32 protein-coding genes and 2 tRNA genes are annotated in these 26,968 nt (G+C 34.4%); 20 read left to right on the top strand and 14 right to left on the bottom strand.

What is annotated here, in order from left to right:
• The 13 genes from CSUIS19072_RS04235 to CSUIS19072_RS04295 all read left to right on the top strand — a co-directional run.
• A partial coding sequence (locus tag CSUIS19072_RS04235; protein ID WP_337212029.1) for an autotransporter outer membrane beta-barrel domain-containing protein occupies positions 1-1,278 on the top strand: 1,278 nt, incomplete at its 5' end.
• A 13-nt stretch (positions 1,279-1,291) separates the two neighbouring features.
• Entirely contained in the window at positions 1,292-2,431 is a 1,140-nt protein-coding gene (locus tag CSUIS19072_RS04240) for an ABC transporter substrate-binding protein (RefSeq protein ID WP_086237329.1), read from the top strand.
• Positions 2,428-3,429 (top strand): FecCD family ABC transporter permease, encoded by a 1,002-nt coding sequence (locus CSUIS19072_RS04245; RefSeq protein ID WP_236845292.1) that lies wholly within the window; start codon positions 2,428-2,430, stop codon positions 3,427-3,429. The genes CSUIS19072_RS04240 and CSUIS19072_RS04245 overlap by 4 nt, the downstream gene beginning before the upstream one ends.
• Positions 3,410-4,189: an ABC transporter ATP-binding protein gene (locus tag CSUIS19072_RS04250; RefSeq protein WP_086237331.1), complete on the top strand. Its 780-nt coding sequence runs from the start codon at positions 3,410-3,412 to the stop codon at positions 4,187-4,189. The genes CSUIS19072_RS04245 and CSUIS19072_RS04250 overlap by 20 nt, the downstream gene beginning before the upstream one ends.
• Positions 4,190-4,200: 11 nt before the next feature.
• On the top strand, positions 4,201-4,746 hold the full coding sequence (locus CSUIS19072_RS04255; RefSeq protein ID WP_086237332.1) for a DJ-1 family glyoxalase III: 546 nt from the start codon (positions 4,201-4,203) through the stop codon (positions 4,744-4,746).
• A gap of 159 nt (positions 4,747-4,905) precedes the next feature.
• Positions 4,906-5,730 carry a polyphosphate kinase 2 gene (ppk2, locus tag CSUIS19072_RS04260; RefSeq protein WP_086237333.1) on the top strand — a complete coding sequence of 275 codons (825 nt, stop codon included), beginning with the start codon at positions 4,906-4,908 and terminating at the stop codon, positions 5,728-5,730.
• 46 nt (positions 5,731-5,776) lie between these two features.
• Complete coding sequence (locus CSUIS19072_RS04265; RefSeq protein WP_086293181.1) at positions 5,777-6,253, top strand: 3-isopropylmalate dehydratase small subunit; 477 nt, start codon at positions 5,777-5,779, stop codon at positions 6,251-6,253.
• 9 nt (positions 6,254-6,262) lie between these two features.
• Positions 6,263-7,333: a 3-isopropylmalate dehydrogenase gene (gene leuB, locus CSUIS19072_RS04270; RefSeq protein ID WP_086293179.1), complete on the top strand. Its 1,071-nt coding sequence runs from the start codon at positions 6,263-6,265 to the stop codon at positions 7,331-7,333.
• Positions 7,330-7,581: a tetratricopeptide repeat protein gene (locus tag CSUIS19072_RS04275; protein ID WP_086237336.1), complete on the top strand. Its 252-nt coding sequence runs from the start codon at positions 7,330-7,332 to the stop codon at positions 7,579-7,581. The genes leuB and CSUIS19072_RS04275 overlap by 4 nt, the downstream gene beginning before the upstream one ends.
• Entirely contained in the window at positions 7,578-8,057 is a 480-nt protein-coding gene (locus CSUIS19072_RS04280; protein WP_086237337.1) for a CiaD-like domain-containing protein, read from the top strand. The genes CSUIS19072_RS04275 and CSUIS19072_RS04280 overlap by 4 nt, the downstream gene beginning before the upstream one ends.
• A complete protein-coding gene (locus CSUIS19072_RS04285; RefSeq protein WP_086237338.1) occupies positions 8,017-9,111 on the top strand; it encodes a CCA tRNA nucleotidyltransferase in 1,095 nt (364 codons plus the stop codon). The genes CSUIS19072_RS04280 and CSUIS19072_RS04285 overlap by 41 nt, the downstream gene beginning before the upstream one ends.
• Complete coding sequence (locus CSUIS19072_RS04290) at positions 9,098-9,943, top strand: Ppx/GppA phosphatase family protein (RefSeq protein ID WP_086237339.1); 846 nt, start codon at positions 9,098-9,100, stop codon at positions 9,941-9,943. Before CSUIS19072_RS04285 ends, CSUIS19072_RS04290 begins: the two co-directional genes overlap by 14 nt.
• Positions 9,940-10,383: a GatB/YqeY domain-containing protein gene (locus CSUIS19072_RS04295; protein ID WP_086237340.1), complete on the top strand. Its 444-nt coding sequence runs from the start codon at positions 9,940-9,942 to the stop codon at positions 10,381-10,383. Before CSUIS19072_RS04290 ends, CSUIS19072_RS04295 begins: the two co-directional genes overlap by 4 nt.
• Before the next feature lie 30 nt (positions 10,384-10,413).
• Here CSUIS19072_RS04295 and CSUIS19072_RS04300 read toward each other — a convergent pair whose 3' ends face one another.
• The 7 genes from CSUIS19072_RS04300 to glmM form a co-directional block, all read right to left on the bottom strand.
• Positions 10,414-11,148 carry an SIMPL domain-containing protein gene (locus CSUIS19072_RS04300; RefSeq protein ID WP_086293177.1) on the bottom strand — a complete coding sequence of 245 codons (735 nt, stop codon included), beginning with the start codon at positions 11,146-11,148 and terminating at the stop codon, positions 10,414-10,416.
• A 290-nt stretch (positions 11,149-11,438) separates the two neighbouring features.
• A tRNA-Met gene (locus CSUIS19072_RS04305) sits at positions 11,439-11,515 on the bottom strand.
• 12 nt (positions 11,516-11,527) lie between these two features.
• A tRNA-Val gene (locus CSUIS19072_RS04310) sits at positions 11,528-11,603 on the bottom strand.
• Between the two features lie 75 nt (positions 11,604-11,678).
• Positions 11,679-12,125, bottom strand: coding sequence for a protoporphyrinogen oxidase HemJ (hemJ, locus tag CSUIS19072_RS04315; RefSeq protein ID WP_086237342.1), 447 nt, complete (start codon positions 12,123-12,125; stop codon positions 11,679-11,681).
• A gap of 50 nt (positions 12,126-12,175) precedes the next feature.
• Entirely contained in the window at positions 12,176-12,544 is a 369-nt protein-coding gene (locus CSUIS19072_RS04320) for an NINE protein (protein WP_086237343.1), read from the bottom strand.
• Positions 12,545-12,991, bottom strand: a complete 447-nt coding sequence (lspA, locus tag CSUIS19072_RS04325) for a signal peptidase II (RefSeq protein WP_086293175.1) — start codon at positions 12,989-12,991, stop codon at positions 12,545-12,547. It abuts the gene before it with no gap.
• Positions 12,984-14,324, bottom strand: a complete 1,341-nt coding sequence (gene glmM, locus CSUIS19072_RS04330; protein WP_086237345.1) for a phosphoglucosamine mutase — start codon at positions 14,322-14,324, stop codon at positions 12,984-12,986. The genes lspA and glmM overlap by 8 nt, the downstream gene beginning before the upstream one ends.
• Positions 14,325-14,483: 159 nt before the next feature.
• Here glmM and rpsT point away from each other — a divergent pair, with 159 nt between their 5' ends.
• Genes rpsT through CSUIS19072_RS04345 form a run of 3 tightly spaced genes read left to right on the top strand, consistent with a single transcriptional unit; the run spans position 14,484 to position 16,383 of the window.
• Positions 14,484-14,750 (top strand): 30S ribosomal protein S20, encoded by a 267-nt coding sequence (gene rpsT, locus CSUIS19072_RS04335; RefSeq protein ID WP_086237346.1) that lies wholly within the window; start codon positions 14,484-14,486, stop codon positions 14,748-14,750.
• An 8-nt stretch (positions 14,751-14,758) separates the two neighbouring features.
• Entirely contained in the window at positions 14,759-15,826 is a 1,068-nt protein-coding gene (prfA, locus tag CSUIS19072_RS04340; RefSeq protein ID WP_086237347.1) for a peptide chain release factor 1, read from the top strand.
• On the top strand, positions 15,826-16,383 hold the full coding sequence (locus CSUIS19072_RS04345) for a manganese efflux pump MntP (protein ID WP_086293173.1): 558 nt from the start codon (positions 15,826-15,828) through the stop codon (positions 16,381-16,383). The genes prfA and CSUIS19072_RS04345 overlap by 1 nt, the downstream gene beginning before the upstream one ends.
• Here the strand turns inward: CSUIS19072_RS04345 and CSUIS19072_RS04350 are convergent.
• Together CSUIS19072_RS04350 and CSUIS19072_RS04355 are read right to left on the bottom strand one after the other, a co-directional pair.
• Entirely contained in the window at positions 16,372-16,602 is a 231-nt protein-coding gene (locus CSUIS19072_RS04350) for a replication/maintenance protein RepL (RefSeq protein ID WP_086293171.1), read from the bottom strand. The two genes, CSUIS19072_RS04345 and CSUIS19072_RS04350, sit on opposite strands and share 12 nt — an antisense overlap.
• 12 nt (positions 16,603-16,614) lie before the next feature.
• Positions 16,615-18,126, bottom strand: a complete 1,512-nt coding sequence (locus tag CSUIS19072_RS04355; RefSeq protein WP_086293169.1) for a phosphoethanolamine transferase — start codon at positions 18,124-18,126, stop codon at positions 16,615-16,617.
• Between the two features lie 126 nt (positions 18,127-18,252).
• Between CSUIS19072_RS04355 and CSUIS19072_RS04360 the strand changes: the two genes are divergently transcribed.
• Positions 18,253-19,011, top strand: a complete 759-nt coding sequence (locus CSUIS19072_RS04360) for an exodeoxyribonuclease III (RefSeq protein ID WP_086293168.1) — start codon at positions 18,253-18,255, stop codon at positions 19,009-19,011.
• 15 nt (positions 19,012-19,026) lie between these two features.
• The gene (locus CSUIS19072_RS04365) at positions 19,027-19,530 is read left to right on the top strand and encodes an isochorismatase family protein (protein WP_086293166.1); all 504 of its coding nucleotides are present in this window, start codon (positions 19,027-19,029) and stop codon (positions 19,528-19,530) included.
• 2 nt (positions 19,531-19,532) lie between these two features.
• On the opposite strand, the gene CSUIS19072_RS04370 is transcribed toward CSUIS19072_RS04365, so the two are convergent.
• From CSUIS19072_RS04370 to CSUIS19072_RS04390, 5 genes are read right to left on the bottom strand one after another with little or no spacing between them, the layout of a single operon-like run.
• Positions 19,533-19,685 (bottom strand): hypothetical protein, encoded by a 153-nt coding sequence (locus CSUIS19072_RS04370; protein ID WP_180379389.1) that lies wholly within the window; start codon positions 19,683-19,685, stop codon positions 19,533-19,535.
• Positions 19,678-21,510 (bottom strand): mechanosensitive ion channel family protein, encoded by a 1,833-nt coding sequence (locus CSUIS19072_RS04375; protein WP_086237353.1) that lies wholly within the window; start codon positions 21,508-21,510, stop codon positions 19,678-19,680. Before CSUIS19072_RS04375 ends, CSUIS19072_RS04370 begins: the two co-directional genes overlap by 8 nt.
• Positions 21,473-22,108, bottom strand: coding sequence for a carbonic anhydrase (locus CSUIS19072_RS04380; RefSeq protein WP_086237445.1), 636 nt, complete (start codon positions 22,106-22,108; stop codon positions 21,473-21,475). Before CSUIS19072_RS04380 ends, CSUIS19072_RS04375 begins: the two co-directional genes overlap by 38 nt.
• A gap of 47 nt (positions 22,109-22,155) precedes the next feature.
• Entirely contained in the window at positions 22,156-24,570 is a 2,415-nt protein-coding gene (locus tag CSUIS19072_RS04385) for a sensor domain-containing phosphodiesterase (protein WP_141083160.1), read from the bottom strand.
• Complete coding sequence (locus CSUIS19072_RS04390) at positions 24,567-25,277, bottom strand: class I SAM-dependent methyltransferase (RefSeq protein ID WP_086237355.1); 711 nt, start codon at positions 25,275-25,277, stop codon at positions 24,567-24,569. The genes CSUIS19072_RS04385 and CSUIS19072_RS04390 overlap by 4 nt, the downstream gene beginning before the upstream one ends.
• Before the next feature lie 132 nt (positions 25,278-25,409).
• Here CSUIS19072_RS04390 and CSUIS19072_RS04395 point away from each other — a divergent pair, with 132 nt between their 5' ends.
• Together CSUIS19072_RS04395 and CSUIS19072_RS04400 are read left to right on the top strand one after the other, a co-directional pair.
• Positions 25,410-26,171 carry a metal ABC transporter ATP-binding protein gene (locus tag CSUIS19072_RS04395; protein WP_086237356.1) on the top strand — a complete coding sequence of 254 codons (762 nt, stop codon included), beginning with the start codon at positions 25,410-25,412 and terminating at the stop codon, positions 26,169-26,171.
• Complete coding sequence (locus CSUIS19072_RS04400) at positions 26,171-26,968, top strand: metal ABC transporter permease (protein ID WP_086237446.1); 798 nt, start codon at positions 26,171-26,173, stop codon at positions 26,966-26,968. The genes CSUIS19072_RS04395 and CSUIS19072_RS04400 overlap by 1 nt, the downstream gene beginning before the upstream one ends.

Here is a 26,968-nt window from a genome sequence, read left to right on the forward strand (position 1 = left end):
CCAAATAATAACCAAAACAACCAGCAAGATCCTAGCAACAACCAACAAGATCCTAATAACAACCAAAACAATAACCAACAAAATAGCAACCAGCAAACCCCTAGCAATAGCCAAAATAGTGGAACAATAGTAGTAACTCCTGTAATCAAGCCTAATGCCTATAATAGCAACTCTACTACGCTTAGTCAGACTATGAGAAATATCAGAAGTGATGTGAATTTAAGTGAGAAATATAATCAATTTTTCAATACCCTTGATAGCAGTGATTCTAATACCTATCAAGAGACTATGAGTCGTATAGAGGGTAATTCTGTATTTGATTTGACATCAATTACTACGCAAAATCACACTAGCTTTTATCAAAACAATATGCTCTTTAGCATAAATCCAGTAAGCTCAACTCTATTTTCTTATAATTCAAATCCGTATGATAATGGAATTTTTGTCGCGTCTGTGGCTAGTGATTATGCTATAGATTTGGGATTTGATAGTTTAAAACCAAAAAATTATTGGTATATAAATCCAACTTATAAAAGATATAATGGTAATGGATTTGATGGCTATCAAAGCGGAGTTAGCTTAAATTTAGCCCATAAAATAGATGATGGGACTATATCTTATGGGATTGGAGCTAGTAAATCTAGCTTGGATTTTGATATTGGTGCAAAATCCAAAAGCGATACTTTAAGCTTAGCGTTAAATTATACATATGACCTTGGCTCATTTAAGCTATTAAGCGGTGGGTCAGTTTTAGTAGCCTTTAATGAGAATGAAAGAGAGCTAAGTGGCACTATAAAAGGTAAATATAAAAGCTATAACTCAAATTTAGAGCTTGGAGTAGCTAAGGATTATAGTGTAGCTAACCTTACTATATCGCCTCTTGCATATTTAAGCTATGGCTATATCTATCAAGATAGCTTTAATGAAAGTGGAGAGATATTTGCTAAAAGATATGATAGTATAAGCCACGATACCATCATAGCAGCAGCTGGGCTAAATGGCTCATATCAGATTAGCGATAATCTAAGATATATAGGTTATGCTCTATATGAAAGAATGCTACAAGGATATAATATGGATGCTAAGGCTGAATTTAACGACTTTAGAGGTGAGAAATTTACCCAAAGATACCACCTAGATAAAAATAGATTAAATATCGGCTTAGGGGCAGAGTATGCGGCAAATAGTGGCTATTTTTTCAAATTTGCAGTAGGTGGTGAGTTTGCTTCTACTAGCGATAATTTAAATTTATCAGCCACGATTGGCAAGAGATTTTAATAAAAGGAAATTTATGAAATTTGCCATTTTATCTATCATTTTAGCTATAAATGCTATGGCATTAAGCGTTGTTGATATGCGTGGCAAAAGCGTGGAAATTCCAGATAATTTAGAGAAAATCGCAACCATTAGCGATGGATTTGTAGAAGGGGTGCTTACCCATCTTGGCAAGATAGATAAGGTAAGCTCCATCGCATCTTGGTCGCTAAAAAGGGATTATAAATATAAAATACAAGGCAGAGATAAAGAGCTTGAATTTGCTGGATTAAATACTATGAGAGCTTTACACCCTTGGCTTGATGATTTGCCTTGTTTTAACTCTCCGCAAGGAAATATTATCAATTATGAAACCCTTATCAACTCATCTCCAGAGCTTATAATTTTGCGTGTTGGGGATTGTACTATTGGTGGGGCTGATAAAATGGCTTTAGATAAAACTATATCAACGCTAGAGGCTACTAATATACCTTTAATTGTCCTATACTCTCCTACATATACCAAGGATTTATCTACTATGAGAGATGAGATGGCTATAATTGGCAAGATATTTGGCAAGGCTGATGAGGCTTTAGGGTTATATGATTATTTAGCTAGTATAGAGAATTTGATAAAAGCCAAAGTAGCAAATGTCAGCTACGAGCCAAGAGTATTGTATCTAGGTTTAAGCCTAGCTATGAAGAAAAATGGAGCTAGTGGGATCACATATGGGATTGATACGCCAGAATCATTAATTTTAGAAAGTTTAATAAGAGCTAAAAATGCACTCCCAAACGGCAAGGGATCTAGGATAATGATTAGTGCTGAGCAGATATATGGGCTTGATCCAGATGTGATTTTACTCCCTACATATAATGGCTACCATCCAGCATTTGAAATTTATGAAAGTCCAAACTACGCCAATTTATCCCAGCTAAGAGCGTTAAAAGAAAAAAGAGTATATTCTCTTCCTTGGACGCCTATGAATTGCTCAAGGAGATTAGAGTATCCTTTGGAGCTTTTGATTATTGCTAAGGCGGCTCATCAGCAAGAATTTAAAGATATTAATATAGCAGAGTTTGCAATTGAGTTTTATAAAAAGCTATATAATATAGATGATGAGAAGGCTAAAATGCTTAGAAAAACTCAATTATTAGATTGGACACAGAAGTTTTGAGAGTTGTATGGAGTTGCTTTTTTCTCTTTATTTTACTCATATTTTCAGCCTTCTTTGCTCTAATTAGTGGCAATCTAGATCTTAAAATAAGTGATGTAATTAGCGTAATTTTATACAATATTTTTGGCATTGGTAACATAGATCCAACTACTCAAATCGTCATTTGGAATCTTAGATTTCCTAGAATTTTAATAGCGATTTTAGTTGGAATTTCTCTTGCTAGTGCTGGAGTGATATATCAAAGCATATTTAGAAATCCACTAGTTGAGCCATTTATCTTAGGAGCTAGTGCGGGAGCTAGCTTTGGTGCTAGTTTGGCAATTTTACTTCCAGCTATCTTTATTTCGCTTCAAATTAGTGCTTTTGCCTTTGGGCTTTTGGCTGTATTTTTAGCCTATATTTTAGCATTTCAAAAAGGCGTTACAAATAGCGTTGCTTTAGTGCTTTCAGGGGTTATAGTAGGCTCTATTTTTAGCTCACTTGTTGGGATAATGAAGTATTTAAGCGAGGATTCTCAATTAAGAGAGATTACATTTTGGATGATGGGTGGATTATATCAAGCTAGTTGGTATGATATAGCGGTAAATGCGTCATTTGGGCTACCTTGTTTTATTATAGCTTTTATCCTTGCTTGGAAGTTAAATTTGCTTAGCCTTGGAGATGAAGAGGCTAGATCGCTTGGGATAAATCCGCAAATTTATAAGATTATATTCATCATCATAGCAACTCTTATAAGCTCACTTAGCGTATCTAGTGTGGGGATTATAGCGTGGATTGGGTTGATGATGCCACACGCTGCTAGAATGCTTGTTGGTGCAGATAATAGAGCGATACTACCAGTAGCTGGGCTAATGGGAGCGATATATTTACTGATTTGTGATACCCTTGCTAGGACTTTAAGTAGTGGCGAGATACCTGTTGGTATCATAGTTTCATTACTTGGAGCACCATTTTTATTATGGATTTTAAAGGCTAGAAGTGCAAAACTCTTTGGATAAAATAGTTGTGGGAAATTTAAATTTTAGCTATGGTAAAAATCAAATTTTAAGCGGGATATCATTTGAGCTTGAGCGTGGTGATTTGCTTGGTTTGATGGGGTCAAATGGTAGTGGTAAAACGACGCTTATACGCTCTTTGCTTGGATTTTTAAATGCTAGTTATGATGAGTATAGCTTATTTGGAAGTAAATTTAAAAATTTAAGTATTTCGCAAATTTCAAAGCTCATATCATATGTCCCACAAGCACATAATCTAGCATTTAATTACACCCTTTTTGAAGTGGTATTAATGGGTAAAAAGCCTCATTTTGGCGGTGTATTTGGATTTAGTAAAGCTGATATAAAATCAGTATATGCGGCTATGGATATGGTGGGAATTTTACAGCTTAAAGATAGAAATTTTAGTGAGCTTAGTGGCGGACAAAAACAGCTAGGATTGATAGCTAGGGCTATTGCTCAAAACTCTGAAGTGATGATCTTAGATGAGCCTACTAGTGCGCTTGATTTTAGTAATCAAATTTTAATTTGGAAAGTTATGAATACCATATCTAAAAGTGGTAAAATTATCATAGTTTGTAGCCATGAGCCAAATCATATATTTTGGTTTGCTACCAAAGTTTTTGCTATTAAAGATGGCAAATCGTTAGCGTTTGGAAAAAATGATATAATAAATGAGATTTTGCTAGAGCAAATTTATGGAGCTAATTATAAAATTTGCTCTCTTGCAAATCAAAAAATTATATATTATTCAATCAATTAAAAGGAGACAAAATGGCAAAAGTAGCTGTAATTATGGCAGATGGTTTTGAAGAGATTGAGGCTTTGAGCGTGGTAGATATATTGCGTCGTGCTGACGCGGAAGTAAGCATGGTAGCACTTAGTAATAATCTAGAAGTAAGCGGCGCTCACGGCGTTACATTGAAGGCTAATGTGGCTTTTGATGAGTTTGAATTTAAAGATATAGATATGATAGTTTTGCCTGGTGGATTACCAGGTGCTAAGCATTTAGCCCAAAGCCAAAAATTAGCTCAAAAATTAAGAGAAGCCAAATCAAATGGCAAGAGATTAGCCGCTATTTGTGCAGCTCCATGGGCATTTAGCACGGCTGGAGTTTTAGGTGATGAATATACTTGCTATCCAGGATTTGAAGCTACTATAAATCACGCTGGATATAATCCAGATAAAAATGTAGTGATAAATGGCAATATCATCACTTCTCGTGGTCCAGCTACAGCGATGGAATTTGCTCTAGAGCTAGTAAAGGAGCTTTGTGGCAATCAAAAATATAATGAGATAAAATCTGGGCTATTATTTTAATTAGTGCGAAATTTAGAAGTTTTAGCATAATTACTCGCAAAAGTAGGGTATATCCCTACTTTATACTTACTTGTAACTTTAAAAATAGATATTTAAAATAAGCAAAATTTTAATTAAATAATTATAAAATATTTAAATTTTTACACCATAGGAGGCAGTATGGCAAATCAAGAGGAGTATGTAACAATAAAGGTTAAAAAATCAAAATTAAAATATGAAGAGGAGCTAAAAAAGCTTCAAATTGAGTTTTTGAAATTTCAAACCTATGTGAAAAAAGAGGGCTTAAAAGTCTTAATAATCTTTGAAGGTCGTGATGCTTCAGGCAAGGGCGGGACAATTAAGAGATTAATAGAGCATACAAATCCTAGAGGGTGCCGTGTCGTCGCACTAGAAAAACCAAGCGATGTAGAAAGAACTCAGTGGTATTTCCAAAGATATAATAGTCATCTTCCAAGCGCTGGAGAGATAGTAATATTTGATAGAAGTTGGTATAATAGGGCTGGAGTTGAGCCTGTGATGGGCTTTTGTAGTGAAGAGGAGCATAAAGAGTTTTTACGCCAGGTGCCAAAATTTGAAGAGATGCTAGTAAGTTCTGGTATTATCTTATTTAAATTCTATTTTTCAGTCTCAAAAGAGGAGCAAAAAAGACGCTTTAAAGAGCGTAAAAATGATCCATTAAAGCAGTTTAAACTATCTCCAGTTGATGAGAAGAGCCAAGAGTTATGGGATCAATACACACTAGCAAAATACTCAATGCTTTTAGCCTCAAACACCCCATACGCACCATGGTCGGTAGTAACTAGCAATGATAAGAAAAAGGCTAGGATTAATGTATTTAAGCATATTCTTAGCAATGTAAATTATGATAATAAAATTAGCCAAAAAGAGCTAAAAGTAGATAGCGATATTTATAGAAGTGGTAGTGCTGAGATACAGCGAATGGAAGAAAACTTCAATCAAGAGCGTATAAAAACTAGGGATTAAGATTAAATTTGGTATAATACCACGCAAAATTTTATCAAGGAAAAATATGTCAAAAGTATGGAAATTCGGTGATAATATAGACACTGATGTGATAATAGCTGCTAGATATTTAAACACAAGCGATCCAGAAATTTTAGCTAAGCATGTGATGGAAGATGCTGATAAGGATTTTAGCTCTAAAGTAGGAGCGGGTGATTGTATTGTAGCTGGGGAAAATTTTGGTTGTGGTAGTAGTAGGGAGCACGCTCCAATAGCGATTAAGGCCGCTGGGATAAGCGTCGTTATAGCAAAATCATTTGCTAGAATTTTTTATAGAAATAGCTTTAATACCGGTCTTTTGATACTTGAGTGCCCTCAAACTGATAGTATAAATGAAGGCGATGATTTAAAGATTGATTATAGCGGTGGGATAATTAAAAATTTAACCCAAAATTGCGAATATAAATTTGAGCCAATCCCTGAATTTATGCAAGAGCTTGTAAAAGCTGGTGGCTTGATTAATTATGCTAAAAGCACTATATAAGGATAATTTATGAAAAGTTATAATATTTGTGTGATAAAAGGCGATGGTATAGGCCCAGAGATCGCAGAAGAGGCTATAAAAGTTCTTGATAGCGTTAGTGCTAAGTTTAATTTTACATTAAATTATGAGTATTTTTTGATGGGTGGAGCTGCTATTGATGTATTTGGTGAGCCTTTGCCTGAAGAGACCTTACAAGGTGCTATGAGAAGCGATGCGGTGCTTTTTGGGGCTATTGGTGGAGAAAAATGGGATAATTTGCCAAGACATCTTCGCCCTGAAAGTGGGCTTTTAAAGCTTAGAAAATCTCTTGGTGCTTATGCGAATTTGCGTCCAGCGATGATATATGATGAGCTTATCAATGCCTCAACCCTAAAGCCTGAAGTCATAAAAGGCGTTGATATTTTAGTCGTTAGAGAGCTTACTGGTGGGCTATACTTTGGTCAGCCAAGACAGAAACTAGAAGATAGAGCCTATAATACCATGGCTTACACAGCACAGGAGATAGAAAGAATTGCTAAAATCGCCTTTGACGCTGCTATGAAAAGGCGTAAAAAAGTGTGTATGGTAGATAAAGCCAATGTGCTTGAGACTAGTCAGCTATGGCGTGAAGTTACCGCTAAAGTGGCAAAAGATTATCCTGAAGTGAGCCTAGAGTATATGTATGTGGATAATGCAGCTATGCAGCTTGTGAGATACCCAACTGGATTTGATGTGGTTTTGACTGAGAATTTATTTGGCGATATATTGAGTGATGAAGCTAGTATGGTGTGTGGCTCTATAGGGCTTTTACCAAGTGCGTCAATAGGTGGAAGCGTGGGTATATATGAGCCAATTCATGGAAGTGCCCCAGATATAGCAGGGCAAGGGATAGCTAACCCAATTGCGATGATTCTCTCAGCAGCAATGATGCTAAGATATGCTCTAGGCGAGAATGAGGCGGCAAATTGTATAGAAAATGCTATAAAATCGGTGCTAAAAGATGGATATAGGACAAAAGATATAGCCAAATTTGATGCTGTAGAGATCTGCACTACAAGCGAGATTGGCTCTATAATTAGTGATTATATTAAAAAGCAATGAGAGGGACGATTACAGAGGCCTTGATATATGAAAATCAAGGTCTAAGAGATGAGGCTTTAGAGGTTTATAAAAATATTTTAAAGCACGATCCAAGCAATGAAGAGGCTCGTTCAGCAATCAGAAGATTAAGTGGCTTAAAGCGTAAAAATGGCGAGTCAAATGAGCAAATGCTAGAGTTTTATCTAAATTTAAAAGAGGGCGACGCGGCTGGGATTAGAGAATTTAAAAGGTGGTTGATAAAGATATGAGATTAGAAGATATTGCGAAATTTACTATTGATGAGGTAAATGCTCAGCTACAAGGCACGAGCGATGCTGTGGCAAAAAATGGATTTATCGTAGAAGAGGCGAATGGGTATAGTGATTTTAGTAAAAAAGAGCCTATAAAAAGCGGGATTAACACTGCTAAAGAGCTAAGCAATCAACCTAAATTTCAATCCGAAAATATCACAATTTCCAAAGAGCCAACTACCCAAAATAGCTCTCAAATAAAAGAGGCATTAGCTGCTAAGGTGGCCTCTATAGATAGTATGCAAACCCCAAAAGATCTCGGATCAAGCGAGATGCTATATTTACAAGGATTAAAAGAGAGAATTGGTATATTATTTGAAGGGCTAAATAGTGCAGATGAGAGTAATCTTGAATTTAGGCTTGATATGACGATTAAATTTTTGGAATTTGCACTTGCGAGCATTGAAAATAGGCTATCAAATATCTCAAAATAGCGATTTTAAAGAGCTTAAAAATTTACTTTCAAAATATACAAAACGAGCATATTTAGTCGGCGGATCGGTGCGTGATCTACTTCTTGGGAGTAGTTCAAAAGATTATGATATTGAGATTTATGATATTAGCCCGGATAAATTTGATTCTCTTATGCAATCTTGCGGTGCTAGTGGCGTGGGTAAGAGCTATTTTGTTTATAAGCTTGGAAATTTTGATTTGAGTCTGCCAAGAAAGGAGTCTAAAAGCGGATTTGGTCATAAGGGCTTTAGCGTAGAGTATTGTAATGATGAAAAGATGGCTAGCTCTCGCAGGGATTTTACTATAAATTCGATTATGGTAAATATTTTTAGTGGTGAGATTTTGGATTTTTGGGGTGGAGTGGGTGATTTAATGGCAAAGAGGCTTAAGATCACAAATCCAGCAAATTTCAGCGATGATAGCCTTAGGGTTTTGCGTGGGGTGCAGTTTGTATCTAGATTTAATCTAATTTGTGAGCCAAAAAGCATGGAGATTATGCGAGACATTGATATAAGTGATTTAAGCTTAAATAGAGTTTATATGGAGCTAGAGAAGTTTTTTATGGCGAAATTTCAAATGCGTGGCATTCATTTACTAAGGGATCTTGGGCTTGATATTAGGCTTTTTGGGGTTAAATTTGATGATGGATTTTTAAAATTTATCTCTAATAAAATTAGCATAAATCAAGCATCATTTTTATACCATCTTATTAATTATTATAATATTAATGGCAAGGAGCTACTAGCTAAACTTGCTTTGCCAAACTCATACTCCATAGCCTACAAACAGCCATTTTATAACAAAATTAGTAAATTTAATATGATGAAAATTGCCCTTGATATGCCACTATCAAACTGGCTTGGGCTTGATAGCAAAGCTAGGATTAAGATGGCAAAAAAGCTAGGATTTTATGATATTAAATTTGCCCCACAAATAGACATTTCATCTATAAATCTAAGTGGAAAGGCCTATGGCGATGAGCTCAAAAGGCGTAAGATCGCAGCTATAAAGGAGCATTTAAGTGATCGCAATTGACCTAGGAAGCAATACAATTAGAGCTTGTAAAATGCGTTTATTAGATAGTGGCAACTTTGAGTGCGAATATAGCTTTGAGCGGATAGTTGGCTCAGCTAGAGGGCTTAATCATAAGGGTCTAGCTGATGATGCTATGAGTAGGATTAGGGCGGCTATTAGTGAGCTTGTGAGTGAAGCGAAATTTAACTCTAGCACCGCAGTGGCGACTGAGGCTTTTAGAAAAGCGGCTAATTCAGATGAGTTTTTTGCTAGGATTTATGATGATTTTGGGATTAAATTTAAGATAATTAGTGGCGAGTATGAGGCTTTTTTAACTAGGCTTGGAGTAAGCAATAGGGCTAAAATTTTAGGTCTTAAGATAGATAATTCTGTGTTAATAGACCTTGGTGGGGCTAGCACGGAGATTAGCTTTGGCGATGATAGCAAGAGCTTTGATTTTGGTATTATTACGGCTATTGAGAGTGATAAAAGCGGCACTATAAGTCAGGCTAAGAGCTTTATGGATAAATTTAAATTTAACAGTATTATCCTAACTTCAGGTGTGCCAACTACTGTGGCTTGTCTTAAATGCGGATTAAACTATTATAATTATAATGCGAATTTAGTAAATGGAACAAGGCTTGATAGGAGTGATTTTATCAACACGATAAATTTATTAAAAACTGCTTTTAATAAAGATGAATTAGTAGGCAAAAATAGGGCAGATTTGATAGTCAAAGGGTGCGAAATTTTGCTAGAATTTGTAGGAAATAGCACTTGCGTTGCGATCGATGATGGATTGCGTGAGGGGTTATTTATCGCTAATCAATTAAATTTAAAGGGGATAAAATGAGCGTAAAAGAGCAAATTTTAAATGATATAAAATCAGCCATGAAGGCTGGTAATAGCTTTGAAAGAGATACTTTGCGTATGATAAGCTCGGTATTTAAGCAAATTGAGGTTGATGAGAGAGTGCAGCTAGATGATGATAGAGTGTTTGTAATTTTACAAAGCGAAATTAAACGCCGAAATGAATCAGCCACGCAGTATAAAAACGGCGGTAGAGATGACTTAGCTCAAAAGGAGCTTGATGAGATTAGCATTATCTCTAGATACTTGCCAAAGCAACTTAGCGATGATGAGTTGAAAAGTAAAATGGAGCAGTTAGTAAGTCAAAATGGCTTAAGTGGGATTAAGGATTTGGGTGCTTTGATGAAGTTAGCTAAGGAGGCCATCGGCTCAGCGTGTGATGGAAAGCGTATGAGTGATGCGGCTAAAAAGGCACTCTCATAGCTGAAATTTGCCCCGATTAATGGGGCTTTGCTATTTACAACTATATGTGGCTATGGCTGATAGAGTTTGGTTTTGTTTTGATTCTATCGGGGTTGATTTTAGGTTTGTGTATGCTACTGGGTGGATAACGCTACTAAAATCAAGGCTATTTAATAGACAATTTCTATTTAGCTCTTTTGAGTAATATTGTGCTTTTGCTATGGCGTTATTTAGGATTTTATTATGAAGTATCTCATTGTTTTGCGATATTGTAGTAGGCGATGAAGATTGGGCTATGGCTGGTAGATTTATAGCTATAAATTCACTACTTTTTATAACTTCATTTAAGGCTTTGATTAGCCCTTCATATTTATCTATATCGTTTTTAGCAAATTCACATTTAATATTAAAATTCACAAGCTGACCGCTAATAATCCTAGCACCATCATTATAGCTATAGTTTGGCTCAATTGAGTAGGTAGAAGCTTTACAAATTTGGGAATTTTTAGCTAAATTTAATGCCTTATCTAAGGTGGCGGTGATTATCCCTAATTCATCAGTAGAGATTTGGGCTTTGGTGCGTAAGGAGTTGGTAGATTCAATATTTATATTAGCACTAAATCTATCTGGGATAAACTCCACACTCTCATCAATAGTGCGACTAAATTTAAGCTCTTTATCACTAAATTGGTCTTGAGATAGAAATTTAGCATCAAATACCACACCAGCGACAAAAACGATAAGCACAGCCAAAGCAAAAAGCGACTTAATAAGAAGATTTAACATATTTATCCTTAAGAAGTAAATTTATCTTGTATTTTACAATTTTAAATGAAATATTTGGTTAAATTTGGTTTTATTGTTGATTTTATCTAGTATTGTTTAGAAAAGAGAAGCTATAGCGATTTTATTAATTATAGATATTTATTAAATTTCTTAAACTTTGCTTGGGTATCCTTTAGCGTGAAAATAACTGAAATGATATCAAATGAAAGCTTAAATTAATGCTAGATTGCGTTTTTAAGGGCTTTTTCATAGTTTTGAAAGCTTAAGAGAAAAGTGTTGAAAAGGGCAATTGGTGCCTAGGGGGAGACTTGAACTCCCGACCTCCGGCTTATGAGACCAGCGCTCTAACCAGCTGAGCTACCGAGGCACAACTAAAATATGGTGGCTCTAACAGGACTTGAACCTGTGACCCCCACCATGTCAAGGTGATGCTCTACCAACTGAGCTATAGAACCTTTTGAGCTAAAAAGATTGTGATTATACAAATTCAAGCCTTAAATTTGTATAAATTTTGGGCTTGAAGTGAAATTTTATCCTAAATTAGCCTTAACGAGCATAGCATATAGGATAACAAACATTATAATTGTCGGGATTTCATTATATAATCTAAAGAATTTTCCACTTTTTTTGCATCTATTTTCTTTAAATTGCTTTAAAAAATATCCAAGGCTAAAGTGATAAATCACCAGTAATACAACACAGAGTAATTTTATATGAAAATAGCCTTGCTTCATTAGTTCTGGTTTTGCATGGACTAAAATGGATAATCCAGTAACAATGGCAATAATCATCGCTATCCAGCCAATTCCATGAAATAGCTTTGATTCTTGAATTTTCACTACATCGCAAAAGCCGTTATTTGCGATATTTTCAGCGTGATAGACAAATAGCCTAGGCAGATAAAAAAGCATAGCCATCCACGATATAAAAGCAGCATAGTGCAACCATTTGATCCATAAATATGTTTGGAATTCCATATTTTCTCCTTAAATTTTTTGAAAGTCTAGCATATGATTTATAAATAAATTTAAATATTTTTTAAAATCATATCCTTTCTATTTATATACTCCTCATAGCTTATGGCTCCATTTTTATATAATTCATATAATTTTTCTATATTTTCTAATTTTTTGCTATCGCTAATGCTATGCTCTAAGGATATTATCTCATTTATCCTAGCTACCCAGCTATGTATCAAAAATAGATCAATAAGCCACCACACTAGCCAAATAGCTAAAAATACATACCCTATCAAAAATACCGCCGTAGCACTACCAAACCAAAATAGCCCAAGTTGTAAAAAGCCACTTGTAATTCTACCGCAATAAAATCTATGCCCGCTAAAAGTAGATAGAAAAAACCACAATAAATATGCTATATAGACATTACGACCCATTTATCTTTTTTTCCTTAGGATTAGTGATTGGATTAATATTATTGCTACGCCTAAATTTATCATCACATCAGCAAAATTAAACACAGCAAACTCAAACCACTTATGCCAAAATATATAATCAACCACCCCAGAGTGGATAAATCTATCTAAAATATTAGAACACCCACCGCCTAAAATCAAGCCAAAAGCCGTAGTATGCGATCTTAAAAGCTCTTTTTGCCCTAGTAGATAACCAAGCAAAAGAGCGATTAATCCTAGTTGGATATATTTTAAATTCGCTCCTAAAAACGCAAACATAGAAAATGCCACGCCTTTATTATAGACAAGCACCAGATCAATGAAGCTACCATAATATCTAAATCCGTGTAAAAATACCCACTTTATAAGCTGATCTATAGCAAAAACTATAGCAAAAGAGCCTAAAAATCGTAAAATTACCCTATTCATTTAAAGCTTTTATAAAGAATTTTTCCACCTCTTCCATCTTTTTACTAACTAGATACTCATCTTTGCCTTCAAGAAGTAATCTAATTAAATTTTCTGTCCCAGAGTAGCGAAATAGTGAGCGAATATGGAGCTTTTCTAACTCTTTTTCTAGCTCTTTTATCCCTTCTATCTCATCAAGTGGGCGTTTTTGAGAGATTTTTAAATTTAGTAGTTTTTGTGGGTATGGCTTGATTTTATCAAAAATTTCACTAGCTTTTTTGCCGCTTTTTAATAAAGAAGCACTAACTTGCAAAGCTGAAACCAAGCCATCTCCAGTTTTAGAAAAATCGCTAAAAATTATATGGCCGCTTTGTTCGCCACCAAAGTTTATCCCATGCTCTTTCATCATATTTAGCACATATTTATCCCCGACATTTGAGCGTTTTATGGCGATTTTTCGCTTATTTAAAAAGTCATCTAAAGCCGCATTACTCATCACAGTTGATACAATCGCTTTTTTGCTTAGCATATTATTTTCATCTAAATAGCTTGCAAGCATACCAAGAAGCGCATCTCCATCAACCACAGCTCCCCTTTCATCGACAACTACGAGTCTATCAGCATCTCCATCAAATGCAAACCCAATATCAGCCCTTAATCTCCTAACCTCCATTGCCAAAATTTCAGGATGTAAAGCACCGCAATTTTCATTGATATTAGATCCGTTTGGCTTGTCATTTAGCACGATTATTTCAGCGCCTAATTCGCTAAATACCGTTGGAGCGACCTTGTATGCAGCGCCATTTGCCACATCTAAAACCACTCTTAATCCTTTTAATGTTAGCTCTTTTGGAAATGAATTTTTAATATGAACGATATAGCGACCTATAACATCATCAATTCTTTTAGCGCTACCGATATTTAGAGCGGTTTTTTGATTATTTTCTATTAAATTTGAATCAAAATATATATCTTCAATATCTTTTTCATCTGTTTCAGATAGCTTATTTCCACTACCATCAAAAAATTTAATCCCATTATCATAAAATGGATTATGGCTCGCACTTATCATTATACCAGCATCGCATCGCATATCTTCGGTTAAAAAAGCAATAGCTGGAGTTGGCATTGGACCAATCTGGACTACATCATACCCAACAGCCGTAAGTCCCGCTACAATAGCGGTTTCTATCATATAGCCACTTTTTCTTGTATCTTTGCCGACTAAAATTTTATTGGTCTTAGAGTGCTCTCTAAAGTATATTCCAGCTGCCATCGCTAGACGCATAGCCGTCATCGCATCTAGCTTTTTCCCAGCTAGACCTCTTACTCCATCAGTTCCAAATAGCTTCATTTTTCCCTCATTAGATAAATTTAATCGCAATTTTATCTAAAAATATTAAACTGATGAGAATGAAGGCAAATTTAATTAGATTAAAGGATACTTAAATTCAGTTTTGATTAATAATCATTTTGGTATAATTCCGAGCTAAAATTATGAAAAAGGTATGTTATGGCAAATCATAAATCTGCTGAAAAAAGAGCAAGACAAACCATAAAAAGAACAGAAAGAAATAGATTTTACCGCACAAGATTAAAAAATTTGACAAAAGCGGTAAGAGTAGCAGTCGCTAATAATGATAAAGAAGCGGCTTTGGTAGCATTAAAAGATGTAAATAAGAGCTTTCATAGTTTTGTAAGTAAAGGCTTTCTTAAAAAAGAGACAGCTTCTAGAAAAGTTAGCCGCTTAGCAAAATTAGTAAATACATTAGCTGCATAAGCTAGTTTATGCTTGCGCAAAAACTCCGTCCATTCATAGATCGCTTTAGTGAAATAGAGAATTTACTAAGCGATCCAGCAGTTATCAACGATATTAATCGCATGACTGAACTCTCCAAAGAACAAAGAAATTTAGAACCAATCAAAGAAGCTAGTGATAGATATCTAAGTATATTATCAAGCATTGAGGAAAATCGCGAACTTTTAGGCGATAGTGAGCTAGGGGAGCTTGCTAAAGATGAGCTTAAGACGCTTGAATCATCTCTTGAGAAGTTAGAAAATGAGATTAGGATTTTACTCATTCCAAAAGACCCAAATGATGATAAAAATATATTTTTAGAGCTTAGAGCTGGGACTGGCGGCGATGAGGCGGCCTTGTTCGTGGGGGATTTGGCAAATGCTTATATGCGTTATACCGAGCAAAGAGGGTATAAATTTGAGATTGTAAGCTCTAGCCAAGGAAGTGTTGGTGGGTTTAAAGAGATTATTTTGCTTATAAAGGGCGATGGTGCCTACTCAAGATTAAAATTCGAAGGTGGCACACATAGAGTTCAAAGGGTCCCAGAGACTGAAAGCCAAGGTAGAGTTCATACATCTGCTATTACCGTAGCGGTTATGCCTGAAGTTCAAGATAGCCAGATTATTATCAATGAAAACGACCTTAAAATAGATGTAATGCGTAGTAGCGGACATGGTGGTCAAAGTGTCAATACCACAGATTCGGCTGTTAGAATCACGCATAAACCAACTGGATTAGTAGTGGTAAATCAAGATGGCAAAAGTCAGCATAAAAATAAAGAGGCTGCGATGAAGGTTTTAAAAGCTAGACTTTATGAGATGCAAGAAAAGGAGCGTCTAGCAGCTCAAAGCCAAGAGCGTAAAGACCAAGTTGGGACTGGGGATAGAAGCGGTAGAATCCGCACTTATAACTATCCGCAAAATAGAATTAGTGACCACAGGATAAATTTGACACTTTATAGGCTTGATGTGATTATGGCTGGTGGGCTCTTTGATGAGATTATCGATCCATTAATAGCTGATTATCAAGCAAATGCTATAGCAAACGCTGGGTTATAATGGAACTTCTATTTTTAGCGATTGCACTCTCTATGGATAGTGCGGCGCTTAGCATCGCAAATGGTGCTAAGTGTGGAAATTTAAAATTACTTAAGATTATCAAAATTGCTTTTATTTATGGATTTTTTCAGGCTTTTATGCTGTTTATTGGCTATATTTTGGGGCTTGAGTTTATCAGATATGTAGAATTTATCGATCACTATATAGCATTTTGTATTTTGGTATTTTTGGGATTAAAGATGATTAAAGAGTCTAGAGATAGCGGAAATTTAGAGTGTAGTATAGATTTGAGTTTAAAATTATTAATCATCGGGGCAGTAGCTACTAGTATTGATGCCTTGGCTGTTGGTGTAGCACTTAGCTTTGAAGGTGGTAGTATTTTGCTTAGTCTAATCGCAGTTGGGGTAGTTTGTTTTATTATATGTATTGGGGCTGTTTATCTTGGTAAATATCTTGGTGAGGCCTTAGAGAGTAAGGCTTTGATTTTAGGTGGAGTTATTCTTATTGGGATTGGATTTAAAATTTTAATATCTCATCTTTTTGGGCTAGATATTTAGTTGATATACTCCATTTTTTATCTTTTTTATTACACGCTTTTGAGTTAGTAAATTTATAGTCTCTATGGCTGTTGGTTTGCTGATATTTAGCTCATCGCATAGCTCTTTTATAGTGTATTTAAATCTCTTATCATCATCTAAATTATTAGCTATAAATTCTATAATTTCTGATTTTTTCTCTCCTAAAATTATAGATACAATGCTTTTATATAACTCCATATTTTTGCCTATTTAGTTTATTATATCTAGGTTTTTATCATAAATGCTTGTTTGAATATCAAAAAATCCTAAAATAGTGTGAAAAATATTATCATGTGAGAAGCTATTATCTTTTATATTTTTTAAATTTTCTAGCTGATTTTTATCTTCTAGCCATAGCATTGCAGGGACTTTAGTTTGAAAATCTGGTGCTAAAAAGTATGGTGCTCCATGGAGATAAACCCCATTTTCTCCAAGGCTCTCGCCGTGGTCGCTTACATAGAATAAACCAGTTTGCATATCGCTTTGCTCTAGCATATCTACTATTTGGTTTATTATGTAATCTGTGTATAAAATTGTGTTATCATAGGTATTTACTATCTCTTGATAGGTGCAGTTTTTCAAAGTAGCTGTATCGCAAGTCGGGCTAAATTTAGCAAATTCTTTCGGATATCTTTTAAAATATGTTGGTCCGTGGCTACCTTGGAGATGGACGACTATTAGGCTACTATCTTTAGCATTTTGAATTTGGCTTTTTATCTCTTGTAGCATAACTCCATCATAGCTATCACCGCCAAAATCCTTAATATCATCTAAACGCGTACAGATACCTTTACACGATCCAGAGTTATTTCCTATCCAGCTTACTTTTACTCCAGCAGTTTTTAAGACATCTAGCACATTACTCATATTTGAAGCGGCATTGACTGAGAAATTATCTCTATTTAAATTTGAAAACATACAAGGCAAACTTATAGCAGTTGAAGTCCCACAAGAGCTAAATTTGGAAAAACTTAGCATTTCATTTGCTTTGGAGTACGGATTTGTATCGTTTATTTCATAGCCATTTAATGAGTAGTTTGCTGCTCTAGCAGTCTCTCCAGCTACAAATACAAATAGCATTTTTTGATCTGTTTGCATTGAGGCATCAAGCCCAATCTCCTTAAATTCAGCCTTTGGCGCTAGGGAATTTATATATTTATTTGCTGAGTATAAGGGATAAAAAGGGGTTGTGTAAAATCTTATTTGATTGTAAGTTCTAAAAAATGGAATGTAATCCTTACTCAAACTAGCAAAAATCACGCCAAAAAGTATGAGAGAAGTAGCACAGAGCAAACTTCTGTATTTTAGGGCTTTTAGTATATTTGTTTTGGTTATTTTTACTTTGATTATTAAAAATATAGCTATGGCGGCTAGGGCTACCCAAAATATCATATTTAAATTTAATAGGTCATTTACCTCTTTAGCGTCCGTTTGAAGTGCGTTTCTTATCATTTCGCTATCTATGATGACTGAGTAGGCATTCATAAAATACGCTCCGACAACGCCAATTATGGTTAAAAATATTGCTAAAGCTTTTGTTATGTATGGTAAAAATAGTAAGCTAAAAATAAAAACTACAAGAGAGAAAAATAGCACCGGCAAAGATAGTAATAAAATGGCATTATCTGTAAAGCCTACGCTATCAAAGGCAAATTCGAAAAATTTATAATTTAACGCTGTGATAAATAGTGCAAAATATATGATAAATTTATTTGAGCTCATTTAAATTTCCTTTAAAATAAAAGTTGGAATTATAAGCTTAGATTGTAATTTTATGATAAAGATATAGTTAATGATTGGAAAATATTTTAAATTTTGGATTATAATGGGATTAAAAAAGGGTGAAATGTGAAACTGATTTCGTGGAATGTAAATGGACTTAGGGCGGTTATAAATAAAGATGCTTTTTCGTGGCTTAGTGAGTATAAGCCAGATTTTCTAGCTCTTCAAGAGATAAAGGCAAGCGAGGATAAAATCCCAGCTCAAATATACAATCTAGGATTTGAAAATATATCTGTAAATTCAGCCAAAAGGGCTGGGTATTCAGGCGTGATGAGCTTGTCGAATTTAAAATCAACTAATCTAAAATCGCAGTTTTTTGATGATGATGAGGGTAGGGTTTTAGAGCATAGATTTGATAATATCCATCTTTTTAATATATATTTTCCAAATGGTCAGCAAGGCGATGAGAGACTAGCGTATAAGATGGATTTTTATGATAAATTTCTAGCTTATATCAAGGCTTTGGTTGGTGATGGTAAGGGGGTGATATTTTGTGGCGATGTAAATACCGCTCACAGAGAAATTGATCTAAAAAACCCAAAGGCTAACTCTAAAACAAGCGGATTTTTGCCATGTGAAAGGGAGTGGATAGATAGGGTTTTAGACGCTGGATTTATCGATACTTTTAGGTTTATAAATGGCGATAAGAAGGATGCGTATTCTTGGTGGAGCTATAGGTTTAATTCAAGGGCTAAAAATGTAGGTTGGCGGATTGATTATTTTTTCATCAGTTCAAATTTGAAAGATAAGCTAAAAGATGCTTTTATACTTGATGGTATAGAGGGTAGCGACCACGCCCCTGTAGGCATCGAGATAGATTTGTAAAATAAAGGGGAATTTATGGATAGTGTAGTTGTAGTAATAGATATGCAAACTAAGCTTTTAAATGTGATGAGTGATAAAAATTTGGTGGCTGATAGCGTTAAATTTCTAAAAATAGCAAATGAATTAGGGCTAAAAATAATCGCTACGCAGCAGTATAAAAAAGGTCTTGGCGACAGTGATGAGCAGATACTAAATTTAATAAACTCTAAGATATTTGATAAGTTAGAATTCTCAGCTTTTAACTCTATAAAAGATGAAATCTTAGGCTATAAAAGCGTGATTTTAATCGGCGTAGAGGCTCATATCTGCGTGTATCAAACGGCTTTGGATCTTATCAAAAACGGCTTTAGCGTAACGCTAGTTGATGAGTGTATAGGCAGTAGAGATCCGCAAAATAAGGCTTTAGCCTATTTGAATTTAAAAGAAGCTAAGGTAAAATCAATTGAGATGGTAGCCTTTGAATTACTCCAAAGTGCCACTCACCCAAGCTTTAAGGCTATTTCAAATTTAATAAAATAGCCTTACTCCATATCGTAGCTATCCTCTTCGTCCTCATCATCGTATGAGTAGTCGTTTTCATCATAGTTGTAGCTACGAGATCTATCCTTGTAGCTATCTTCGTAATCATCGTAATTGAGATTTTCATCTAGTTCATCATCATATATATCAGACACTTTTTTCTCCTTTGTGAATTTGAATTTCTGGTATGGATTCTATATATAAACTTCTGCTTGGGAAGGCAAAGCTCGCATCATCATATCGCTCTATTATCTCTATTATTTTAAGCATTACATCTTCTTTAGTGGCTAAGTATTCGCCCCAAATCACGCTTTTGCTAAAGCAGTATATCAAGATATTTATGGAGTTATCGCCAAATTCATCAAGCACGACAAAAAGATTACTTTTATACCCATCTAAGTCATCTACAGAGACCATATTTTGGCGATATTTTATCCGTGCGTCATTGCTATTTAAGGCACTATCTATACCGCTTTTAGCGATTCCTTCGTGGTTTAAAAGCATATTTCTTATATCATTTATGCAGTTTTGAATGCTTTGTTTGGAAGTTGTGTAGCTTAGACCTACTTGCATTTTGATCTGGCGGCCTATCTTTCTGCGATTCCAGTTTTTGATACTTTCGCTCATAATTTTGGAATTTGGCACAAATACTAAAGCATTGTCAAATGTTCTAATAGTTGTCTTTCTAAGCCCTATCTCAACCACCGTTCCTTCAATCCCACCACAAACAATCCAATCTCCTTGACTAAATGAGCTATCAAAAAGAAGCAAAATAGAGGCAAAAAAGTTGGCTATTATATCTTTTGTTGCTAATGCCACAGCTAGTCCGCCAATACCAAGAGAGGCGATAATCGTGCTAATATCAAAGCCAATTTTGCTTAAAATTACCAAAATTGTAATGATAATTACGATAAAATATAAGACTTTAATTATGAGATTTACCACCTCTTTGCGACCTGATTTTTGGGCGATTTTTGATAAGATGATAATCCCATACCCATCAAGTACTCCTATCACAAACCACGCTATAACCACGCTATAAGCAATATCAAAGTAGTTTTTCATCTCTATGCTTATGGTGGAAGGATAGTAGGCGATGATGAGAGATAAATTTAGTGCATATATGATAAAAAATATCACAACAGGTAGCTTGATGGCTGCTACGAATTGCTCTTTGAGCTCATTATTTGCATTTCTTGATCGAGATAAGATAGCGATAAGTATCCTATAAAGTAAAAGCGAAGCCACCCTTGGTAAGAGTATAAAAAATATACAAACTAAGGATATAATAGTGATTTTGCCTATATTTATGGATTTGGATTGTAAATTTACAGCCATATTTATCTTGTTGATTATATTTTGTAAATTTAGGCTAGTTAGCACAAAATTGCTATCAAAAAGCTCAGAATTATCTTTTAAATAATTTAGTATTTCGCTATATGTTTGACGCTTTATCTCAAGCGTGGTTAGCTCATTGGCGATATTTTGGCTATTTGGATCTTGGCTTATTGATTTTAACTCTTGATAGTTGGAGATTTGAATTTGAGTTATGGCATCGATTATGGCCTCATCTGGGGTTTTGCTATAATCTTTAAAAGCTTGAGATATTTGTGATAGCGACCAGTAGTAAATTTTATCTAAATTAGCAGAGGCTAGAGATATTTGCGTTTGAATGAAGTGAGTAGAGTTAGCTTGGTATCTTTTTAACTCCTCATTTAGTGCTCTTATGTATGAATTTATGTGGGTTTGATTAAAATCATTGCTACTAGTGATGAGTGCTGGCAAGCTTTTGATTAGGCTATTTTTCTCATTTTCTAGGATTGAAATCTCATCGTTTGTGCTAGCATTTTGCTCTTTTATTATGGTTAATTGCGAATTTAGCGATATAATCTTATTGTTTACATCACTTAGCTGATTTGCTAATAAAAGATTACAAAATAGATTAAAAATCAGTAAAAATTTGAGAGTAAATTTCTTCATAGTCTATGCTCTTTTCTAATAGTTTAAAGCTTTTTGTAGCGTCATCGTAGTTATATAATTCCCCAGTTTCTATGATATAGTGCCAGCCATATAGCTTTAACTCTTTAGCTTTTAGCTTATCTATCACGCCTGGGAAGGTCATAATATTTTGGAGTGAGTTTATGATATTTAGCCTTTCAGTTACCCAAGCTCTTTTGGCTGGAGTTATATCTTTATCTTTTAAAACCTCTTTTTTAATATCCTCAATTATCAAAAGCCACTTTTTAACAACTGGCGTACTCTTTAATTTATCATCGCTTTGATATAGTGCTTCGCAGCCACCGCAGTTGCTATGACCGCATACTATTATATTTTTAATCCCTAAAGTATTTATAGCATACTCAATGGCCGCTGTAGTGGCTAAAAACTCATCTACTAGCCTATATTGTGGGACGATATTTGCGATATTTCGCACGACAAATAGCTCACCTGGTAAGGTGTTGGTGATTAAATTTGGCACCACTCTAGAGTCAGAACATCCGATAAATAGCGTATGTGGCGTCTGCTTATTACCTAGATGTTCAAATAGCTCTTTATGCTCTATGAAGTTTTCTTCCATAAATTTAACTGCGCCATTTATTATATTATTATGCAAATTTACTCCTATTATTCTATATTATTTGGCAATACTGGTCTAGCTAGTAAGTAGCCTTGTGCGTAGTCTATACCAACTTCTTTGATAATGTCTAAGATTTGTGGAGTAGAGACAAACTCAGCCACGGTCTCATAGCCTTGCCTTTTGGCAAATTCGACAATGGTTGTTACGACACTTTTGGCATTTTTATCAAATGGCAATTTAGAGATGATAGAGCCATCAATTTTGATATAATCTATATTTAATTCAAGCATTCTATAGTAGTTTGAGTATCCACTACCAAAGTCATCAAGGCTAAGTTTGCAACCATAATTTTTAATCTCTTGGATAAATGGATTTATAGCATTATAGTCATCTACGCCTTCGCTTTCTAAGATTTCTATAGTGAGATTTTGCGGGTTTTGGCATAGGCTAAGCTTTTGTAAAAATAGATTTTTAACCGGCTCATTTAGCATATCTACACTTGAGAGATTTATAGAAAATCTCTTTTTATCGCCAAATCTCTCTAATAGCTCAAAAGCTCTATTAATAACTTGCTTTGTAAGTGCTAGATATAGCGAAGTTAGCTTGGCTACGCTTAAAAATTCATTTGGGTAGTGGATTTGATTTTGCTGGTCTAAAATACGGATTAAAATCTCATATGAGCTAATTGTAGGCTTGGAATTTCTAATATCAAAAATCCCTTGACACTCGACAATTACTCTATTTTCATTTAATGCATATTGGATTAATCTTGTTATTGTGGCGTTTTTTTGATAGCTTTTTTCTATTATATTATCATGGTTGTAAAAGCTAAAGCTTAGCTCTTTTTCTTTTGCTTCTTGTGCGGCTAGAATGCCTTGGGTTAGTCTGGTTAAATTTGGTTTATCGCTGTTAGAGCTTATACCCATTGTGATTGAGATATTTGGTAAGATTTCAAATCCGCCATCTGTTTGGATTGTAATGTTTTTGGATTTAAAATACTCTAAAATATATTTTATATCTTTTTTGATATTATCGCCCTTATACCATATGCAAAACTCATCAAGTTGCATTCTATAGGCTATAGCGTCAATTTTATATGTGCTAATGGCAAGTTTTATAGAGTTTGCAATGGCTATAAATATCATATCGATAAAGTCTGAACGATAAAAAAATCTTAAATTTGCAAAGTCTGTAATCATCATATAAATCAATACACCATCTTGATTATTTTTGATAGCGTCATTTAGTGCAGAGAGGTTTTTTAATCTAGTTAGATTATCTATAATTGAGCTTTCTTGAAGCTGTGAATTTCTAAAATTTAGCTCTTTTTTTATCAGTCTTTCTTTGGTTATATCTTGTTTTAAAATTATAGCGCCATTTATATCATTAAATTCATCTAGCATTGGGATTGCGACTATATTTTCATAGATTAGTATCCCATCATTTGATTTGCTGACAAACTCATCATAGCATTTGATCTCTTTACTTTGGCTAACTTCATCAAATATATCAATCCCTTGCATATTCATATTTAGTGAGCTTAGCTCCTTGCCAATTATGCTTTGAGCACTAAAGCTAGAGGCATTTACAAATGCATTATTAACGCTAGAGATTTTGCCGAATTTATCTAGGATTATTACTTGATTTGGATTGCTATCAATTAGATGTCTTAGCTGTTTTAATTTGAGTTTATTCTCTTTATTTTGTAGGTTTAAAACCCCATTTTTAGCCACTGCGAGTATAACTATGATAAGTAAAAATGCCGAGCTACCAATGAGAGCATATAAAGCAGAATTGAAATACTCAATTGAGATTTTTATAAGCTCTTGAATTTGTCTTTGAATATGCATATTATAATTTTGAATTTGTAAATTTGGAATGGTGATTAGATTATCATTGACATGTTGGATCATGCTTAAAAATTGATAATCAAATGGCGATTGCTCTTGAGCGATTAGTTTAGTTAGATATATATCAAACGAATCTCTATCAAATTCATCTATAAATCTTGAGTTCATCAGCAACGCGTAGGCATTACTCATCTCTTTGATATTTGTAGTTTTTGATAAATTTTGATTTAGCTCTATTAAGCATTTAGATATATCTTGACGGATTACATAGTAGTTTCTGATTATATCGGTTTGCTTTTTGATTTTGGCGTTTAAATTCTCTAAAAACAATATATGATCTAGCTTATAAAATAGCTTTGTGGTGATAAAATTTGAGCTGATTTTATCTAATATTGCATTGATTTTGGTAATGCTATCTTCGCTTTCTTCTATGGTTGTGTGAATGCTTTGTAGGTCAATTTGTAAAAATAGCTCTTGATTTAGCCTTTTAAGCTCGGCAAAATCATATAATCTCTCCTCTGTTTTGAGTAAAACTCTACCAGTTTCTATAATAAAATATAGACACGCAAGTGCGAAAAATAGCATTATAAATTTTAAAATATTTACCTTCAAAATACCATAACTTTCACGCAAGTAGTGATATTTTCAGTGATTTCATCACCATTTGCTAGGTTTTTTATCTTATTTTTTATCTCATCTTTTGTGTAATTTTGTCTGCTTATTTCTAAATGCCAAGCTAGATTTTCTACCATATCGTCTATGCTTCTTGTTACACTTCTATTTTCATTTATGATTTTGGATTTAAATTTAATATTTTTAGAGATTAAAAACTGCTCTAATATAGCCATAGGCGTTGCCATATCAGCTTTACAATCCATAAAAAGCTCTAATAAATTTGATCTTCTAGGCTTTAGCCAATTCATATATATATGCTTATTAGCAAGGTTATAAAATATCTCAAAATTCTCATAGCTTTTAAGTGCTGGGGACATAGTCAAAAATCCTATATCAAATTTACTATTTTTAATATCATTTATCGTGCCATTAAGGGTTTGAATATTGGATATATTATGCTCTTTAGCACTTAATATTAAAATCTCTAGCATCGCATCACTAATATCTAATGCCAAAACGCTTTTACACATTTTAGCTAAATGCAAGCTATACACTCCAGTTCCAGCACCTATATCTATAACGCTCTTGCTGCTAAAATCCACGCCACACTCATTTAAAAAGGCGAAAAATTCAGCCTCAAATGGACGCATAATAGGGCTAAACCTAGGATATGTTTTGGACTTTTTATTCCAAATATCTTGCATATATACTACCTTGGGATTATTTTACTAAATTCTATCAAGTTTTTCTTTAAATAAATTTAAGTCAAATCAGATATAATTTTAAACTCAAATTTCTAGGAGAAATGTAAAATTGCTTATCTTAAAAGTGCATTTATGAAAATCAAAATTGAAAACTTAAGCTTTGGCTATGATGATGGCTATATATTTGAGAATTTAAATTTTAGCTACGATAGTAAAGATTTTTTAGCTATTATTGGCCCTAATGGCGGTGGAAAAAGCACCCTTTTGCGTCTAATGCTTGGCATTTTAGAGCCTAAATCTGGCAAGATTAGCATAGATTCAAAGTCGCCAAAATTAGCAAAAGAGCTAATAGGCTATGTCCCGCAATACATACCGGTAAATAAGAGCTTTCCGATGAGCGTTTTGGAGGTGGTATTAATGGGAAGGCTAAGTGGTGGACTATTTAAATTCTACTCAAAAGCTGATAAAAATATGGCTATACAGGCTTTGGATATGGTCGGTATGAGGGAGTTTAGCTCTAGGGGCATTGGCGCATTAAGTGGGGGGCAAAGACAAAGAGTATATATAGCAAGAGCTTTGGTAAGTGGGGCTAGAATTTTAATGCTAGATGAGCCAACAGCTAGTATAGATACGCAAGGTCAGGCTCAAATTTACACCGCATTAAAAGAGATAAATCAAGCAAATGTCGGCGTTATCGCCATCAGCCACGATATTAATATGGCTATTAATTTTGCTTCTAAGGTCGCTTATATAAATAGCGGTAGCGTCGTGCTTCATGATATTTCAAATTTAGATAATAGAGATTTTATAAGCCATCTTAGCAAGGATCATACGCATTTTTGTGATGTTGAGCTAGCGCTTAATAGCTGTGGTTGTGCTTCGCATAAGGATTGATAGTGGAAATTTTAAGCTTTAGTTTTATGCAAAATGCCTTATGGGCTGGAGTTTTAGTTAGCGTAGCTTGTGGTGTGATTGGCTCATTAATTGTGATAAATAAGATGACATTTATCGCTGGAGGTGTGGCTCATGGGGCTTATGGCGGGATAGGGATCGCATTTTTCTTAGGTGCTTCTCCGCTTTTTGGTGCGGCTGGATTTGCTGTGGCTATAGGGCTTTTAATAGCCTTTATCAGCGGACAAAATCGTGATAGGATAGATAGCGTAATTGGTGCTATTTGGGCGTTTGGTATGGCTGTTGGGATTATTTTTGTAGATCTTAGCCCTGGGTATAATGCTGATTTGATGAGCTATTTGTTTGGTTCTATTTTGGCTGTAAGCACAGAAGATCTTATATTTATGAGTGTTTTGGATACTGTTTTTGTATTATTTGCACTGCTTTTTTATACTCAAATTTGTGCTTTTTGTTTTGATAGTGAATTTGCTAAGCTTCGTGGGGTAAATGTCAGCTTCTTATACTATTTGATGAGCGCATTAATCGCACTTTGCGTGGTTAGTACTATTAGGGTTGTGGGGCTGATTTTGGTGATTGCTTTGCTTAGCATTCCGCCATATATAGCTGAGAAATTTAGCCCAAATTTGGCTATAATGATGATTTTATCAGCTATTTTATCAGCTATTTTTATATTTTGCGGATTGATACTTAGCTACTATTTTAACCTAACAAGTGGAGCTAGTATAATCGCAGTTGCTACCATAATATTTTTTATTGTGGAGCTTTGTAAAAGAAGATAG

Source organism: Campylobacter sp. RM19072, assembly GCF_024723485.1.
In the GTDB taxonomy this organism is placed as follows: Bacteria; Campylobacterota; Campylobacteria; order Campylobacterales; family Campylobacteraceae; genus Campylobacter; species Campylobacter porcelli.

Bases quoted from the DNA above. Each gene is read 5' to 3' on its own strand.
- CSUIS19072_RS04280 (WP_086237337.1), top strand. From the start codon at position 7,578: ATGAGATTAGAAGATATTGCGAAATTTACTATTGATGAGGTAAATGCT.
- CSUIS19072_RS04395 (WP_086237356.1), top strand. From the start codon at position 25,410: ATGAAAATCAAAATTGAAAACTTAAGCTTTGGCTATGATGATGGCTAT.
- CSUIS19072_RS04265 (WP_086293181.1), top strand. From the start codon at position 5,777: ATGTCAAAAGTATGGAAATTCGGTGATAATATAGACACTGATGTGATA.
- CSUIS19072_RS04255 (WP_086237332.1), top strand. From the start codon at position 4,201: ATGGCAAAAGTAGCTGTAATTATGGCAGATGGTTTTGAAGAGATTGAG.
- CSUIS19072_RS04375 (WP_086237353.1), bottom strand. From the start codon at position 21,510: ATGAAGAAATTTACTCTCAAATTTTTACTGATTTTTAATCTATTTTGT.
- CSUIS19072_RS04300 (WP_086293177.1), bottom strand. From the start codon at position 11,148: ATGTTAAATCTTCTTATTAAGTCGCTTTTTGCTTTGGCTGTGCTTATC.
- hemJ (WP_086237342.1), bottom strand. From the start codon at position 12,125: ATGGAATTCCAAACATATTTATGGATCAAATGGTTGCACTATGCTGCT.
- CSUIS19072_RS04350 (WP_086293171.1), bottom strand. From the start codon at position 16,602: ATGGAGTTATATAAAAGCATTGTATCTATAATTTTAGGAGAGAAAAAA.
- CSUIS19072_RS04295 (WP_086237340.1), top strand. From the start codon at position 9,940: ATGAGCGTAAAAGAGCAAATTTTAAATGATATAAAATCAGCCATGAAG.
- CSUIS19072_RS04275 (WP_086237336.1), top strand. From the start codon at position 7,330: ATGAGAGGGACGATTACAGAGGCCTTGATATATGAAAATCAAGGTCTA.
- CSUIS19072_RS04380 (WP_086237445.1), bottom strand. From the start codon at position 22,108: ATGGAAGAAAACTTCATAGAGCATAAAGAGCTATTTGAACATCTAGGT.
- CSUIS19072_RS04365 (WP_086293166.1), top strand. From the start codon at position 19,027: ATGGATAGTGTAGTTGTAGTAATAGATATGCAAACTAAGCTTTTAAAT.
- lspA (WP_086293175.1), bottom strand. From the start codon at position 12,991: ATGAATAGGGTAATTTTACGATTTTTAGGCTCTTTTGCTATAGTTTTT.
- glmM (WP_086237345.1), bottom strand. From the start codon at position 14,324: ATGAAGCTATTTGGAACTGATGGAGTAAGAGGTCTAGCTGGGAAAAAG.
- CSUIS19072_RS04390 (WP_086237355.1), bottom strand. From the start codon at position 25,277: ATGCAAGATATTTGGAATAAAAAGTCCAAAACATATCCTAGGTTTAGC.
- prfA (WP_086237347.1), top strand. From the start codon at position 14,759: ATGCTTGCGCAAAAACTCCGTCCATTCATAGATCGCTTTAGTGAAATA.
- ppk2 (WP_086237333.1), top strand. From the start codon at position 4,906: ATGGCAAATCAAGAGGAGTATGTAACAATAAAGGTTAAAAAATCAAAA.
- CSUIS19072_RS04355 (WP_086293169.1), bottom strand. From the start codon at position 18,126: ATGAGCTCAAATAAATTTATCATATATTTTGCACTATTTATCACAGCG.
- leuB (WP_086293179.1), top strand. From the start codon at position 6,263: ATGAAAAGTTATAATATTTGTGTGATAAAAGGCGATGGTATAGGCCCA.
- CSUIS19072_RS04345 (WP_086293173.1), top strand. From the start codon at position 15,826: ATGGAACTTCTATTTTTAGCGATTGCACTCTCTATGGATAGTGCGGCG.
- CSUIS19072_RS04240 (WP_086237329.1), top strand. From the start codon at position 1,292: ATGAAATTTGCCATTTTATCTATCATTTTAGCTATAAATGCTATGGCA.
- rpsT (WP_086237346.1), top strand. From the start codon at position 14,484: ATGGCAAATCATAAATCTGCTGAAAAAAGAGCAAGACAAACCATAAAA.
- CSUIS19072_RS04320 (WP_086237343.1), bottom strand. From the start codon at position 12,544: ATGGGTCGTAATGTCTATATAGCATATTTATTGTGGTTTTTTCTATCT.